This window comes from Streptomyces sp. NPDC055400, assembly GCF_053644375.1.
The window spans coordinates 109,273-124,542 of record NZ_JBSHLM010000001.1; the positions used below are offsets into that span (position 1 = coordinate 109,273).

The following is a 15,270-nucleotide window of genomic DNA, read 5'->3' on the forward strand; positions in this document are numbered from 1 at the left end:
TGTACGTGGAGCGCGAACTGCCCGGGCGGCACGCCCGTGTACCTTGCGGCCCACGGCGGCGGGTCCCGCTCCTTCGCGCTGCGGGCCGACGATCTGCGCCGGACGCCTCGGCGGGGTCCTCCACGAATGCCAACATGCCGCTTGAACAGCGCGGATAGGGTTTTCGGCAGGCGCCGAGTTGCACGACCCCCGCGCTGCCCGAAGTCATCAACTGTGCATACATGAATGAATCTACACAGTGAATGCGCAACTGCAGCACGGGCGCGTTCTGTTTGTACGAGTTGTCGTGGTCGGAGCGGCCGTGGCAATAGCTGTCGATCTCCCGTGCGGGGCTGCATGTAGAGATGCGGCCCTCAATTCGTGTGCATGGGCGCACGGATGAGTAGCCGATGGTTTCAACTGCCCTGCTGGGAGCAGCGACCGACTGTATGCCGGGCACGCTCCGTGATTTGATCCTTCGCGCCGCCGGGATCACGCCAAGTCGTCCGGAAACGGATGGTGCGCGCCTGCGGTCGCGGCCCAACGTCTATCCCCAGCTTGGCCGCTCCCCCTGTGGAACATCCATACGAAAGGCAGTTTCATCATGAACTCCGCTCCCCAGGTTCAGACCCTTGAAATATCTGACGCCGAGCTCGACACCATCTCCGGCGGCCTGAGCCCGCAGGTCGGCATCGCCGCCGGCCCCACGGCGCTCAGCAGCTCGGACCTCGTGGCTCAGTTCAGCGCGGTCAAGGACGAGGTCCTGGACACCGTCGGCCAGTACCACCAGGTCGGCGTCACCGCCTCTCTCTGATCGTCAGATCGCGGGATCGCTGATATGGGCAGCCTGACCGCGATCGGAGTCCACAGCGACAAGCCCCCTACCCGCGGGTCTTCGCCAGTAGGGGGCTTGATCGTTAGAGGTTTCCTCTTCTTGCCCTGAGTCTTGTCGGGGATCTTGGTGAGCTGGGACTTCGCTGGTCAGGGCCCTACCCCGCCCCTTCACAGAGGCCATCGTTGGCCGCCGCCCATCAGCCTCGGACGCCTCAGGGACGGCACAGCCGTGGCCCACCTGAACGGCGTCAGCCGACGGAAGCGGCCGACCAATGCCCGGTGATGCAGCCCTCGCCATATCCCACCACTCCTCGGATACACCGGGTTGAGCAGCCTTTGCACCATGGCGAGACCAGCGGCGGGCGGGACAGCCAGGACGACCATGCCGAACCGTTCTATGCCCTCGCCGTCGACTCCGAGTCCTGAAACTCGTTGATCACGCGCTGCTGTGCAGTGCCAGGAAGGGCCCTCGCCCCCTGGTTCTCGGTCGCAGGTCGGAGCTGGACGGGACCAGAGACCGATGGCGCCGGCCCGAACCGTTGCTAGCGTGGAAAGCGGTTCTCGTAGCCAGGGGGAAGGAGGCAGACCGATGGCAGTCGAACTCAACCACACGATCGTCGCCGCGCACGACAAGATGGCGTCCGCACGGTTCCTCGCGGATCTGCTGGGTTTGGAGGTGGCACCGGAGTACGGTCCGTTCGTTCCGGTGCAGATGCCGAACGGCGTGACGCTGGACTACATGGACACGGCCGAGGCGATCAGCCCACAGCACTATGCGTTCCTTGTCTCCGAGGACGAGTTCGACGCGATCTTCGCCCGTATCGGCGAGGCGGGCCTGACCTACTGGGCGGACCCGTTCCACCACGACCCCGGCGAGATCAACCACAACGATGGCGGGCGCGGGGCGTACTTCGACGACCCCAACGGACACAACCTCGAGATTCTGACCAGGCCATACGGCAGCGGCGAGGACTGATACCCCGGAACGTGCCGGGAGCCGGAGCCTGTGCCGTTCGGAAACTCATCGTTGCTGCTCGGAGGGGGTCTGGCGCGGCATCACGGTCTGCTGGAACCCTGTCCGGGAGATCGTCTCACTGGCGTATCGGGTGGTACACGAGCTGCTCGCGGCTCCGGCGGTGTCCACCCCATGCGGCAGATGCTCCCCGAAGTTCCGGCCGGCACCCTCGAACGTGAACTCGCCAAGGAACGCGCCACCCTCTGACACCTACCCCTGACAGCGCCTCCCCCTGACAGCACCTACATTTCCTGCCGCCCCAACGCGCCGAGCGCACTGCGGGTCAGTTCGGCCGCGATCCGGTCGATCGACCAGTTCATGCTGTCCATCAGGTCCACGACCACCCGCTCATCGAACAACGTCTCCCACACCAGCACGGCGAACTCCGGTGCCTGCGTGGCGATGTCTCCGCTCGCCATCAAGTCCTGTGTGAGCGGCGCCAGCACCTCGTAAATGCGCGTCACCATCGGGTCCTTGGCCTTCATCCGGGCCAAGAAACCGTCCGTCGACCGGATGTACACAGCGGCCCGGCTCCACCGCGCCGCATGCCGCACCCACACCCGGCACGCCATCTCGAACCGCTCGAGCGCCGGCTCACCCGCCTCAATGGCGGAAAGCTCCGCGATCAGCTCATCCACCAACTGCTCGTAATACGCCTTGAACACCTGACGAATATCCGGGAAGTGCCGATACGCCGTCGCCGAGGCCACCCCGGCCTCCTTGGCCAGCATCGCCAGACCTCGATCATGGAGCGCTGGGTACTCCGCCTTCGCCGCATGGCCCTGGTGGAGGAGGACACCCGGTGGCGCTACCGGTTGACGATGCGAGTGGCGGCGCTGGGCCGCGCGGCCCGGCAGGGCACCTCACTGGGCGAGGTCGCGGACCCCTTCCTGCGCGCCCTGGCCGATGAGGTCTCCGAGACGGTGCTGCTCATCCGCCTGGTGCAGGGGCTTCCGGTGTGCGTGCACGGCGCGGAGAGCAACCGTCCGTACCGGCTGTCGTTCGAGGTGGGCCAGAATCTGCCGCCGCTGCGCGGTGCCAGTGCGCGCGTGCTGCTCGGCGGTCTGTCGCAAGCCGAGCGGGAGCGCTACGTCGACCGGGCACTCGCGTCCGGCGCCGTGCCACCGCTGAACGGGCGCGAGGAGTTCCTGCAAGGCGTCGACATCGCCGACGAGCGCGAGGAGTTCCTGCAAGGCGTCGACATCGCCGACGAGCGCGGCTGGGACGTCAGCCACCACGAGATCGACGAAGGCATATGGGCCGTCTCGGCCGCCATCCGGGACGACGACCGCACGGTCGCCGCCCTCTCCCTGTCCTGCCCGGAGTTCCGCCTCGACGACGCCCGCCGCAAGACCTACACCGACCGGGCGGTGGCACCGCGAAGCGGATCTCCGAGGCGCTGCGCGGGGGCGCGGCGGCGGTCTCCGCGCCGGGCAACGACGCCTGACCACCCACGTTCCCGGTCGAGCGCAGCCGGCCGCCTCGTCGGCCCGGCCGCGGGCCGGGGACGACCGACGGGCATCGACGAGTTCTGCAGCCACCACAAAGGCCGCCGTCGTGAGCGAGCGCTCGCTCCTCACCGGGCCCGTTCGCCGAATGTCCATCAGCCATCTTGCATCCGTGCATTCAACGACTGACGGTTCGTCGCCTGCGCAGACAAGTTTCATATGCCATGGACATACCTCGCATGGGAGTACCCGAGAAGCTGGCCAGGCGCATGAGCATGGCCGAACAGCACGAGTACCTGCGCTCCAAGTTCTCGCGACGCACGATCATGAGAGGCGGCGCCGTCACACTGGGCGCCGTCGCGGGTGGCGCGTTCGTGCCGGGGGCCGTCGCTCAGGCCGCCGTTCCGACCCAGAGCACCGCCCCCGCCGTCGAGACCGTCGACGGCGCCCTGGTGGCCCCCTTCGGCCGCCATCTCGCCTTCGGCAACGACCCCCGCACGGAGATCACCGTGTCCTGGCAGGTCCCGGTCGCGGTAAAGAACCCCTTCATCCGGATCGGTGCCACCCCCCTGGACCTCTCCCGCAAGATCGAGGCCGAGGTGCGCACCCTCTACACCCCGGCCGGCGTCGGCGCGAGCGGTAACCACACGCAGTACTACCTGCACGCCAAGCTCACGAACCTGCGGCCGGGCAAGACGTACTACTACGGCGTCGGCCACGCGGGCTTCGACCCGGCCGAGTCGCACCTGCTCGGCACCCTCGGCACCTTCACCACGGCCCCCGCGAGGGCGGAGCCGTTCACCTTCACGGCCTTCGGCGACCAGGGCGTCAGCTACCACGCGCTCGCCAACGACAGCCTGATCCTCGGTCAGAACCCGGTCTTCCATCTGCACGCCGGCGACATCGCCTACGGTGACCCGGCCGGTCAGGGCAAGGCCTCCGACACGGGTTTCGACTCGCGCACGTGGGACCAGTTCCTGTACCAGACCGAGTCGGTCGCCAAGCAGATCCCGTGGATGGTGTCGTACGGCAACCACGACATGGAGGCGTGGTACTCGCCCAACGGCTACGGCGGCGAGGAAGCCCGCTTCACGCTCCCCGACAACGGCCCCGACAAGCAGCACCTGCCGGGCGTCTACTCCTTCGTCTACGGCAACACGGCGATCATCTCGCTGGACCCGAACGACGTCTCGTTCGAGATCCCGGCCAACCTCGGCATCTCCGGCGGCACCCAGACGAAGTGGTTCGAGGCTCAGCTGAAGAAGTTCCGGGCATCGGACGACGTCGACTTCGTCATCGTGTTCTTCCACCACTGCGCGTACTGCACCTCCACTGCGCACGCCTCGGAAGGAGGCGTGCGCCAGGAGTGGGTGCCGCTGTTCGAGAAGTACGACGTCGACCTCGTCATCAACGGCCACAACCACCAGTACGAACGCACCGACGTCATCAAGGGCAACGAGGTCGCGAAGAAGCTCCCGATCGGCGGTACGGCGTACCCCGAGACCGAGGGCGTGGTGTACGTCACCGCGGGTGCGGCGGGCCGCAGCCTGTACGCGTTCACCGCCCCGGACTCGTACGAGGGTCATGAGAACGAGGTCGAGTCCGTATCCTCGTTCATCTGCCTCAAGGACGGCGCAAAGCAGAACGAGACGGTCGCCTGGTCCCGGGTTCGCTACCTCAACTACTCCTTCCTGCGCGTGGACGTCGAGCCCGCGCCCAAGGGCCGCTACGCCAGGCTGAAGGTCCAGGGCATCGCCGAGACGGGCGACCGGATCGACCACTTCACGGTGGCGCGCCGCGCCAAGTAGGGCCACCCGTGCGCCCGGACGGCGGGCACAAGACCAGCAGGCGGTCCTCATACGCGTGTGAGGTCCGCCTGCTTGGCGTGAACTCCGACCGTCCCCGCGGCGGGCGCGGCGAGCACCTTCCACGGCGGCGGTGACCCACCTTCCGGCTTCGACCCAGCGATGTTCCAAGTAGAGCTTGAACGGGTCGAGTTCACTGCCCCGGCGGGCGGTTACTGATGCAGGACTCCCGGCATCTGGATGTTCGCGCACAGGGTCTGGCGGTCGGGCGAGAAGGGCCCGCGAAGGTGGCGGTGCCGTCGTGGTTGGACAAGTCCGGCTTGGTGCCTGCTACTTCGCGCAACACGCACGCGCGACACCTGGTCGTGATCACGATCCAACCGGCGGCGATGTTCGATCTCGACCGCAATCGGCGGGGCATCGGCGCGGGTACCCGCCATCTTCCATTCCATGAACGTTCAACCAGCCTTCCTGCCGAACGTTGGTTGCCACACCTAAAGTCCCCGAAGATACGAAGGAGGGGACTTATGGACAGGCCTATCTCACTCAAGGCTCGCGGGATCACCAAGTGTTTCGGCGACGTCGTCGCACTCGACGGCATCGACCTGGATGTGACGCGAGGTCAGATCCATGGCTTGGTCGGACCGAACGGCGCCGGCAAGACCACACTGCTCGGCCTCCTGCTGGGCCTGGCCGTCGCCGACAGCGGCAGCCTCGAGATCCTGGGTACGCCGGTCGGGCGGGCCCTCGACGTTGCCGACGGCGTCGCCGGCTTCGTGGACGGGCCAGGTCTCTACCCCTCGCTCACCGGTAGGCAGAACCTCACGGCGCTGGCCGCACTCCGAGGCCACGACGCGCGGACGACGGGAATCGACGACGTGCTCGACCAGGTCGGGCTCACCGATGTCGCCGACGACCGCACCCGCGGCTTCTCCCTCGGCATGCGCCAACGGCTCGGGCTCGCCGCCGCTCTGCTCACCAAGCCCCGGCTGCTCGTGCTCGACGAACCGTCCAACGGCCTCGACCCGGCGGGCAAGAGGCAAGTGCACGGTGTCCTCAACCGGCTCGCTGCCGGCGGAACCAGCGTCGTGCTGTCGAGCCACCGCATGGACGACCTCGAGGCGCTGTGCTCCGAGGTGACCATCCTCGCCACCGGACGCGTCGTCTTCTCCGGCCCGCTGAGCAAGCTCGCCACCGAGAGCCGTGAACTCGACTACCGGCTGCTCACCTCCGACCCGCAGGCCGCCCGCCGGGTGGCCGACGACGCGCCGGGGATCCAGGTCGTCGACGACGCCGGGGTACGGCAGGACGCCGAACTGCTCGTCGTACGCGCCCTGTTGCCCGCCCTCGACGGACTCGTGGCGCGGCTCGTGGAGAAGGGCGTCGCGCTGCGCGAGCTCACTCCCGTCGTGTCGCCGCTCGAAGCCGCGTTTCTCGCCCTCACCGAACAGCAGGAGTCCGGCAGATGACCACGACCCTCACCCGGGGCCGGGAACAGGAACAGGTGACCAGGGGCCGTCGCGTCCCCGTCACCCGCGCCTGTCGCTTCGAGCTCGTCAAGCTCGTCTCCCAGTGGCGGATCCGCCTCCTGGTCCTCGCCTGCTGGATTGCTCCCGCCCTCTTCGTCGCCGGCGTGAGCCAGCAGAGCACACTCCCCGTGGACACCCTCTTCGGACGCTGGATGCACGCCTCCGGGTGGGCCGGCCCGCTGGTGATGCTCGGTTTCGCGGGGACCTGGGCGCTCCCGCTGCTGACCTCGATCGTGGCCGGTGACGTGTTCGCCTCCGAGGACCGGCTCGGCACCTGGCGCCAGTTGCTCGTGGCGGTCCGCTCGCCCCGGCGGATCTTCGTGGCGAAGGCAGCCGCCAGCCTCACCGTCCTGCTGCTGCTCGTGGCCGGGCTCGCAGTCTCCAGCACGGTCGGCGGCCTCCTCGCGGTCGGCAACCAGCCGCTGGTCGGCCTCGACGGCCACCTCCTGGCACCGTCGGACGCCGCCGTTCAGGTCCTGCTCTCCTGGATCTGCGCCCTCGCCCCGACCCTGGCGCTCGCCGCGCTCGGCTTCCTCGGGTCGGTCACGCTGGGACGCTCCCCGATGGGGCTCCTGGTGCCCGTACTCGTCTCGCTCGCGATGGCGGTCGCCCAGATGTTGCCGCTTCCCGCGGCCGTGCGCGTCGCCCTGCCCAGCTACGCCTTCATCTCCTGGAACGGACTGTTCACCGGCCCGCAGCAGCTCGGCCCGCTGCTGATCGGCGTCGTCGTCAGCCTCGTGTGGGCCGTGGTCGCGACGGCGCTGGCCTATGTGCTCTTCGTACGGCGCGAATTCACCAACCCGACCCACGACGGTTCGGGCCGCCGCGCGATCACCGTCGGGGTCCTGCCGCTGGTCGGGTTGGCCGCCGTGTCGTTCGCGGTCGTCGCCGCGATGACTTCGGCGACGGGCTCCGGGGTCACGCAGGACAAGGTGCAGGGCTCGGTCGCCACGGCGTTCGCGCACCTGTACCGCATGCAGACCGGCCAACTCAACAGACCCGCCGTCACCGAGGCCCAGTTGAAGGCCACGGCGGCGTGCGACAAGGGAAGCACCGGGGTCGCAGCGCAAGGCCCGGGCAACGACTGGCGCTGCGTCGTGACCTGGCATCTTCCCGGCGTCGAGGCCACAGGACAGGCCATCTACCAACTCGACGTCACTCCGGACGGGCGGTTCATGGCCGATGGCGATGGACCGAAGGAAGTGAACGGCTACTTCCTGGTGCGGACCCCCGAAGGGGACGCACCGAACCCTCTGTGGCAGTTCGACGGCAACGTCGAGCTGCTCGACACCACCCTGAAGGGATAACACTCCATGCAGGTAACTCGCCGCCGCAAGCTCGCTGAGGAGGCTCGGATCAGCCTCCTCGGCAGACTCATCGGCAGACGGATACCGCTGTTCACGGCCGGCGCCACCGCCGTCGCTCTCGTGGCCGCCGGCACCGCGTTCGCGCAGACCCACCAGTTCGGCACGGACCAGGTCGGTCAGGTCACTGCCGACGGCCAGGTCGTCTCCGCCAACCAGTACATCGCCCCGTACGGCGACCGACTTGTCATCAACGAGGGCAAGATCATGTCGTCCTCGATCAGCCCGGACGGCACGCACATGGCCGCCTCGGTCACCGACGGTGGCGCGGCCCTGGCCATCGTGGACCTGAAGAACTGGAAGACGCAGCAGCTCGTCAGCAACGCCGCGTCGTCCAACCCCCGCCTCAGCAGCATCAACGTGGGCCAGGAAGGCCCGACGTACTCGCCCGACGGCAAGCAGCTGTGGCTGGGCCAGCCGGACGGCTACACCGTGCTCACCGTGAACGCGGACGGCAGCGTCTCCAGCCCGAGGACCGTCACCATCGCGGCGCAGGGGTCCAAGCACGCCCTGGTGGGCGAGGCGGTGTTCTCGGCCGACGGCAAGACCGTGTACTCCGCGGTCAACGGCCAGAACCGGGTCGTCTCCATCGACGCGGCGACCGGGACCATCAAGCAGAGCTGGGCCGTGGGCAACGCCCCGCGCGACATGATCGTCGTCGGCGGGAAGCTCTACGTCAGCAACGAGGGTGGCCGCCCGGCCAAGCCCGGCGAGCCCACGATCAACTCGTACGGCACGCAGGTACTCGCCGACCAGAAGACCGCTGCCGCCACCAGCGGCACGGTCAGCGTCATCGACCTGGCGAACCAGGACGCCGCCGTCTCCAGCATCGATGTCGGTCTGCACCCGACCGCCCTGTACGCCAAGAACGGGACGCTGTTCGTCACCAACACCGCGACCAACGACGTGTCGGTCATCGACACGGCGAAGGGCAAGGTCGTCCAGACCATCGCCACCCAGCCGTGGGCCAAGGCCTCCGTGGGTTACGAGCCCAACGCGGTGACCCTCACCGACGACGGTCACCTGCTGGTGACCCTCGGCCGCGCCAACGCCGTCGCCGTCTACAAGTACACGTCCGCGCAGGAGCCGGTGAGCTACGTCGGCCTGCTCCCGACGGACTACTTCCCCTCGGAGATCAGCACCGTCGGCGACCAGGTCTACGTCTCCAACACCCGTGGTATCGACGCGCGCCGGAAGGCCAGCGGTCACGGCACCCACGACACGACGTCGAGCGTGCAGAAGTTCACGCTGCCCGACGACAGCGTGATCAGGTCCTACACCGGCAAGGTCTTCAAGCAGAACGGCTGGAACGGCGAGTCGCTCAAGAAGTCCGACGGCTCCCCGGCCAAGCCGGTGCCGGTGCCGGTCAAGCTCGGCGACCCCTCGACGATCAAGCACGTCTTCATGATCGTCAAGGAGAACCGGACCTACGACCAGGTCTTCGGTGACATGCCGCAGGGCAACGGCGACCCGTCGCTGGCGCAGTACGGCGAGAACGTCACACCGAACCAGCACGCCCTGGCCAGGCAGTTCGGCCTGTTCGACAACACGTACGACATCGGCACGAACTCCGCCGAGGGTCATAACTGGCTGATGCAGTCCGACAACCCGGAGTACACCGAGTCCTCGGCCGGCGAGTACACCCGCAGCTACGACACCGAGGACGACGCCCTCGGCCACCAGCGGACCGGCTTCATCTGGACCGGTGCGCAGGACGCGGGCAAGTCCGTGCGGAACTTCGGTGAGTTCCAGCAGTTCCTGACCAAGCCGTCGGGTGCGAGCTGGCAGAACCTGTACTGCGACAGCAAGAACATGGCGGCGACCGGTCAGGACACCGCCTATCCGCTGAACTCGACCTCGCCGATCCCGTCGCTCAACGACGTGTCGGTGCACGGCTTCCCGAAGTTCGACACCAGCGTCCCGGACGTCTACCGTTCCGAGATCTGGAAGAAGGACTTCCAGAAGAACGGTCCGGCGAACCTGAACATGTTCTGGCTGTCCAGCGACCACACCGGTGGCCCGGTGAGCGGTGCCGCCCAGGTCGCGGACAACGACCTCGCCGTCGGCAAGATCGTTGACGAGATCTCGCACAGCAAGTACTGGAAGGACTCGGCGATCTTCGTCGTCGAGGACGACTCCCAGGCCGGCACCGACCACGTCGACGGCCACCGCGCCCCGGTCCAGATCATCAGCCCCTGGGCCAAGCACGGCGCGGTGGACAGCCACTACTACTCGCAGATCAACATGATGCGGACCATCGAGCAGATCCTCGGGGTCCAGCCGATGAACCAGAAGGACACCGCGGCCAGCCCGATGGCCGCGGCGTTCACCCAGAGCCCGGACTTCACGCCGTTCAGCGCGCTGCCCAACCGGGTCTCGCTGACCGACGGTGTGAAGAACGGCGCGCCGTCCTGTGGTCTGGACACCCCCGCGGCGCAGAACCCGAAGGCGGAGGCCGTGCCGGCGGCCTCGGTGCCGGCGGACATGAAGAACGTCGCCGCCGAGTGGGACCAGTGGAAGTCGAAGCAGCGGCTGACCGGCCCCCACGCCGTGCCGGACTACGCTCCCCCGGCGCAGATGAACCACCTGGCCTGGTACGAGCGGTACAACTGGAAGAAGCCGTTCCCGGGCGAGAAGAAGATCTACGCCCCCCAGGACGTGCCGGGCGCGCTCATCCCGTCGGCGGAGAACGACGGCTGACGTTTGCCGGTAATCCGAGCGGCAACTGCCGTTAAAACGCCCCGGAGCTTGATGGCGGATTCTAGTGATCGTCGCAACACGTGATTACTGACATGTGGTGGCGAGCAGTTCTGCAGGCGCTCGGCTGGGGTTTCCCAGCCGAGCGTTTTGCGTGGCCGCCCGTTGAGTTCGGCTGCGACGGCGTCGAGGTGCTCGCGGGTGTGGACGGCCAGGTTGGTGCCCTTGGGGAAGTACTGCCGCAGCAGGCCGTATTCCTCCCGCTCGCGCGTCAGCTTCTTCGACTACCGGCTGTACGCGCACCTCGCACGCCCACCGTGCCTCCCATCGAGACAGAGCTACTCAATCCGCTGACGCCCTCGACGCCCGCCGTGAGTCACTGCAGCACGTACACCGCCGGAAGAGATTGTTGGCATCAGTACGAGGCCCCCGTGCCGAGAAGGCGTGCCCTCAACTCTCGTAATCGCCACCGAAGTTTTGTGCTCGTATGAGGTGGCCAGGGCGGCAGGTGGACGGCGAGAAGGAGTCGATCGTGCCACGACGCGAGACCTCTGCGAGCCGACGCCCTACCAGGCTCCCAGCACTCATGCCGACCTGCCCGCCCTGCGGAAGCTTGAACGGAACTTTGCTGTCGCTTGACGCCGATCTCGACTGCGAAACCCGCAAACCATTCAGGGTCTTCGGGCTGGAGAGCCAACGGAGGGGACGGGGCAGAGAACCATGGGTGACCAGGGCAGTGGCGACGACGGCGAGATACTCGACATCAAAATCACCGACCTGAAGAAGACAGCCCCGTATTTCCACACGCTCAGCACGGACCTGGCTAAGGCGCTGACCAAGCTCAAGACGGGCCTGGCGGCGGCTGGTTCACCGTGGGGGGACGACAAGCAGGGCAAGCAGTTCCACGGGCACTACGGCCCGAACGTGAAGAAGATGGAGCACGCGGCCGAGATCCTGGCCCTCGGCCTGGCCAGCATCCACGACGCCATGAAGGACATGTCGGACGGCCACATCGACAACGAAGAGCTCGTCCGCTCGATGTTCAGCAAGATCAAGGCCACGCCGCACGACCGCCACGGAACCGACCAGTGAGCGTGGCCGACAAGGCGAAGAAGATCGTCCAGGACATGACCGGCATGTGGTGGCCGGATGCCGATGAGGACGGTCTGCGACACGCGGCCAAGGTGTGGCGGGACTTCGCCGACGACCTCGAAGACGTCACGGCCGCCGCGAACAAGTCGGCCCGCGGCATCATCGAGCACAACAAGGGCGAGGCGATATCCGCCTTCGACGACCCGTACTGGCGCCGCTACTACCACGACGGGCATGGCTGGCTCCAGGACATGATCGACGGCGCCCGCGACATGGCAAAGGCCCTCGACCAGTACGCCGATGCCGTCCACCACGCCGTCAAGCGTCTGGAACACGAGCTGGAGATCGTCGGCACGACCATCGCCGCCGGAACCCTGCTGGCCGTCTTCACCGCCGGCATCTCCGAAGCCGCCGCCGCGACCACCGCAACAATCGTCGACCTGGCCGCCATCCTCGGCGTGGCCGTCTCGACGGAGATCGCCACCATCGCGGGCACCACCCTGGCCACCGCGGCGATAGCAGGCATCGAATCGATCACCGTCGACCTGGCCGTCACCCAGCCCGTCGCCATGGCCACGGGAGAGAGCAAGGGCCTCAACCTCGACGAGGCCCATCAGGCACTGCTCTACGGCGCCCTCACCGGCGGAGCTCTCGGCGGCGCGTGCGCCACGTACCGCGCCGCGCAGAGTGCGGGCGGAACGACCGAACTGCTCGGCGGCATACGCATGCCTGGCTTCGGACCCCAGGTCGCCGTCGCGGGCGGCGAATCGGCAAGCCTCGAAGACCTCGGACTGCTCATCAAGGGCGACGGGGAACCCAGTGCCTGGCCACGGAGCAAGCGCAAGGGGGCACAGAAGCCGAAGTACAGAAGTGATCTCGCAGGTGATGAGGGGCAGAAAGGAGCCCACACCATCGATCGGCACGTCGAGAAGACAGACCGCGACCTGCGTGCCCGACTGCGCTCCGACAAGAACATCACCGGTAGCTCCAGCTTCATTAACGAGCAGGCGGCCCAAGACCTCACCGACCGGGCCGTGATCAAGAACAGACCAAAGTGAAGCGCTGGCTGGAGAAGACCCCCAAGAAGGAGCTGGAGCTCAACGTCGACTTCGGCCAGGAGACCACCGGCCGTAGCATGTCCCGCGATGACTTCGTCCGAGGCACAGGACCGCACAATGTGCACAAGGTCTTCGTTCTCCTACGCCGCGACCCCGACATGCCAAGCGGCTATCGCATCCACACCGCCTATCCGAAAGCCTGAGAGCAAGGACCACCCGTGCCCCAGCCCAAGGACATCACCGAGGACTTCATGGAGGAGGACGAGCGCTTCCCCCAGCTCCATGAACTGCTCGACTCCTACGCCTTCGCCGGCAACGCATTCACGGACACCGTCGAGACACCAGGCCCTGCCCTGCAGGCGTACGTACGTCAGGCCCTCCGCACGCCCGGTCTGCTCGACGAGGTGATCGGCGAGATCGACGACCTGCTGCAGGTCGGCCTGTTCAGCGATGAAATCGCCGACGACGTGGAGATCCTTCCGCACATCGAACCGCCGGAAGGCTGCACGGTCGAGCAGTGCCTCCAGGTGGCCCGGGCCCACCTGGAGCGCATCCGCAACGACGGCGCCTACCAGCACTCCGACGTCCCCCAGACCGACTGGGAATGGCGCAAGCAGTTCCCCGACCTCGGACACCTGTTGGCCGGATACTTCCACCAGGACTTCTCCAGGTTCTACGCCTCACACAGGGAGGCACTGGACGACTACTTCACCGGAAACCCTCCGGAGATGTTCACCCAGGCAGCTGAAGAGCTCCGCTCCTTCACCGAACTCCTGACCTCGGACAGCGAACTCGACCAAGCCACGCGCGTCCTCGGCCTGAGCATCTATCCGCCCGAGGGTGTCTCCCTCCGTCAGTGGCTCACCGATATCCAGGACATCCTCGCCCACCACCGCCCCACCACCTGAGAGTCACCTCACGCTCGCCCCCGCCGCAGGCCGTATGCAGCCGAGCCCCGAGATGCCCACTCTGATGTTCACCGACCTCAACGGCACTCCCGCCGTCCCGGACTGCGGAACCGAGTCGTTGGCTGATGGTGTGCCAGGGGCGGTATTGCCGGGGTTGCCCTTGTCCGAAACCTCATTCGCCCAGGTGGGGCCGGGTGTACAAGGTGACGGGACATCGAAGGTTGTCGCTTGAACAGGCGCTCTCGCGCGGCTGGTGGTTGTCGAGGCATGATGATCGACGCTGCAGGTGCGACTGGCGTTGCCCTTGCCGAATACCTCTTCCATGCAGGAGGGAGCGGGTAGCGGCGCCGGCTGAGACCGCTCGAGTCCCAGCTATCGCTTGGCGGCGGTAGGCGCGGCATGGTGATCAGTCGCGCTTCTGAGACTGGCGTACCTGGTTGTGACGAACGCGTTCGCGATGCTGCGACTGCTGCCGATGAGCGATCGGGAGAAGGATGTCGAGATCCTGGCCTTGCGCCACCAGATCGGCGTGGACTTCACCGTCGACCTTGGCGAGCCCACGGGGTTGAGCTTGTCGCGTAGCAACTTCAAAAACGGCTTGCCCCCAGAATGGGTCACGGCGCAACCGTGGTTCTGAAGAAGGATCCGACCGCTGCGCTGGGCTACCGAGTCCTGACCTCCTACCCCACCACCCCATGAACACCACACCGGACAGGCAGCCCATGACGCCGACGCCCAACGACCGTTTCCGCGAACTGCGCGACCTGCTCCGCGCTTACGAATCGACCGGGCACACCTTCGACGACACCCTGGAGACACCCGGCACCGCGCTGAGTTCCTATTTGCGTACTGCAGCGTTCGCACCCGAGCGAGCGGAGACTGCGGCGCGAGAGATCGACGACCTCCTCGCCGCCGGTCTGTTCAGCGACGAGATCGCCGACGACGTTGACCTCCTGCCTCACATCGAGCCCTCCAAGGGCGTCGGCGTTGAGGAGTGTCTGCGTGCCGTACGGCACCATCTGAGCATCTTCCTGGCGAAGCGCCCCGCGCCCAAGGCCGGCTTCCGCCCGCAGACTTCGTGGGAATGGCGGCACCGCTTTCCAGCTCTCTCACACCTGTTGACGTCCTACTTCCATCAGGACTTCTCGCTTGAGTACCAGTCCCGGGGGGAGGCGATCGACGACTACCTCTCAATCGAGGCAGGAGAAGACCATGAGGCCGTTGATCAGGAAGTTGTCGGATTCCTCGCTGTCAACACGAGCGACGACGACCTGCAGGAAGCCACTCGCGTTCTCGGCCTGCGGATTGCTCCACCCGGTGATGTGACGTTGCGTCAATGGCTCCTCGACATTCAAGGCATCCTCCGTCACCATGGGCTCCAATAGCCCAAGAAGCCGCGCGAGCGTGTGGGGTTCCAGAACCCGGCCTGGCCCGGTGACCAGCCGCGGATGGGTAGAGCAACGCGCGCCGGGAAGGATCTCGGACTGTGTCGCTACGTCTGCACTAGCTGGTCTTCACCCGACTGCTCGGCTGGCTGGCGC

Annotated in this window: 12 protein-coding genes and 2 pseudogenes; 12 read left to right on the forward strand and 2 right to left on the reverse strand. The window is 66.9% G+C overall.

The features are described 5' to 3' along the window. The first annotated feature begins 583 nt into the window (after positions 1–583). Together ACWIGU_RS00500 and ACWIGU_RS00505 are read left to right on the forward strand one after the other, a co-directional pair. The gene (locus ACWIGU_RS00500) at positions 584–793 is read left to right on the forward strand and encodes a hypothetical protein (RefSeq protein ID WP_454395942.1); all 210 of its coding nucleotides are present in this window, start codon (positions 584–586) and stop codon (positions 791–793) included. 609 nt (positions 794–1,402) lie between these two features. After that, complete coding sequence (locus ACWIGU_RS00505; RefSeq protein WP_454395944.1) at positions 1,403–1,789, forward strand: VOC family protein; 387 nt, start codon at positions 1,403–1,405, stop codon at positions 1,787–1,789. Between the two features lie 281 nt (positions 1,790–2,070). On the opposite strand, the gene ACWIGU_RS00510 is transcribed toward ACWIGU_RS00505, so the two are convergent. Next, on the reverse strand, positions 2,071–2,559 hold the full coding sequence (locus tag ACWIGU_RS00510) for a TetR/AcrR family transcriptional regulator (protein ID WP_454395946.1): 489 nt from the start codon (positions 2,557–2,559) through the stop codon (positions 2,071–2,073). Between the two features lie 15 nt (positions 2,560–2,574). On the opposite strand from ACWIGU_RS00510, the gene ACWIGU_RS00515 reads away from it, so the two are divergent. The 5 genes from ACWIGU_RS00515 (at position 2,575) to ACWIGU_RS00535 (ending at position 10,674) form a co-directional block, all read left to right on the forward strand. Then, entirely contained in the window at positions 2,575–3,465 is an 891-nt protein-coding gene (locus ACWIGU_RS00515) for an IclR family transcriptional regulator (RefSeq protein ID WP_454395948.1), read from the forward strand. A gap of 50 nt (positions 3,466–3,515) precedes the next feature. Next, the gene (locus tag ACWIGU_RS00520; RefSeq protein WP_454395950.1) at positions 3,516–5,084 is read left to right on the forward strand and encodes a purple acid phosphatase family protein; all 1,569 of its coding nucleotides are present in this window, start codon (positions 3,516–3,518) and stop codon (positions 5,082–5,084) included. 524 nt (positions 5,085–5,608) lie between these two features. Beyond that, positions 5,609–6,550 (forward strand): ABC transporter ATP-binding protein, encoded by a 942-nt coding sequence (locus ACWIGU_RS00525; RefSeq protein WP_454395952.1) that lies wholly within the window; start codon positions 5,609–5,611, stop codon positions 6,548–6,550. Further along, on the forward strand, positions 6,547–7,917 hold the full coding sequence (locus ACWIGU_RS00530; RefSeq protein ID WP_454395954.1) for an ABC transporter permease: 1,371 nt from the start codon (positions 6,547–6,549) through the stop codon (positions 7,915–7,917). Before ACWIGU_RS00525 ends, ACWIGU_RS00530 begins: the two co-directional genes overlap by 4 nt. 6 nt (positions 7,918–7,923) lie before the next feature. Then, positions 7,924–10,674, forward strand: coding sequence for an alkaline phosphatase family protein (locus tag ACWIGU_RS00535; protein WP_454395956.1), 2,751 nt, complete (start codon positions 7,924–7,926; stop codon positions 10,672–10,674). A 113-nt stretch (positions 10,675–10,787) separates the two neighbouring features. Here ACWIGU_RS00535 and ACWIGU_RS00540 read toward each other — a convergent pair. Beyond that, a pseudogene (locus ACWIGU_RS00540) lies at positions 10,788–10,922 on the reverse strand (IS30 family transposase); the annotation flags it as partial. Between the two features lie 469 nt (positions 10,923–11,391). On the opposite strand from ACWIGU_RS00540, the gene ACWIGU_RS00545 reads away from it, so the two are divergent. The 5 genes and pseudogenes from ACWIGU_RS00545 to ACWIGU_RS00565 all read left to right on the forward strand — a co-directional run bounded on the left by ACWIGU_RS00545 (position 11,392) and on the right by ACWIGU_RS00565 (position 15,114). Then, positions 11,392–11,763 carry a hypothetical protein gene (locus ACWIGU_RS00545; RefSeq protein WP_454395958.1) on the forward strand — a complete coding sequence of 124 codons (372 nt, stop codon included), beginning with the start codon at positions 11,392–11,394 and terminating at the stop codon, positions 11,761–11,763. 35 nt (positions 11,764–11,798) lie between these two features. Then, positions 11,799–13,024, forward strand: a pseudogene (locus tag ACWIGU_RS00550) (RNase A-like domain-containing protein). Positions 13,025–13,039: 15 nt separating this feature from the next. Beyond that, positions 13,040–13,729: a contact-dependent growth inhibition system immunity protein gene (locus ACWIGU_RS00555; protein ID WP_454395960.1), complete on the forward strand. Its 690-nt coding sequence runs from the start codon at positions 13,040–13,042 to the stop codon at positions 13,727–13,729. A gap of 439 nt (positions 13,730–14,168) precedes the next feature. Next, entirely contained in the window at positions 14,169–14,366 is a 198-nt protein-coding gene (locus ACWIGU_RS00560) for a hypothetical protein (RefSeq protein WP_454395962.1), read from the forward strand. A 58-nt stretch (positions 14,367–14,424) separates the two neighbouring features. Beyond that, the gene (locus tag ACWIGU_RS00565) at positions 14,425–15,114 is read left to right on the forward strand and encodes a contact-dependent growth inhibition system immunity protein (protein WP_454395964.1); all 690 of its coding nucleotides are present in this window, start codon (positions 14,425–14,427) and stop codon (positions 15,112–15,114) included. Positions 15,115–15,270 lie beyond the last annotated feature (156 nt).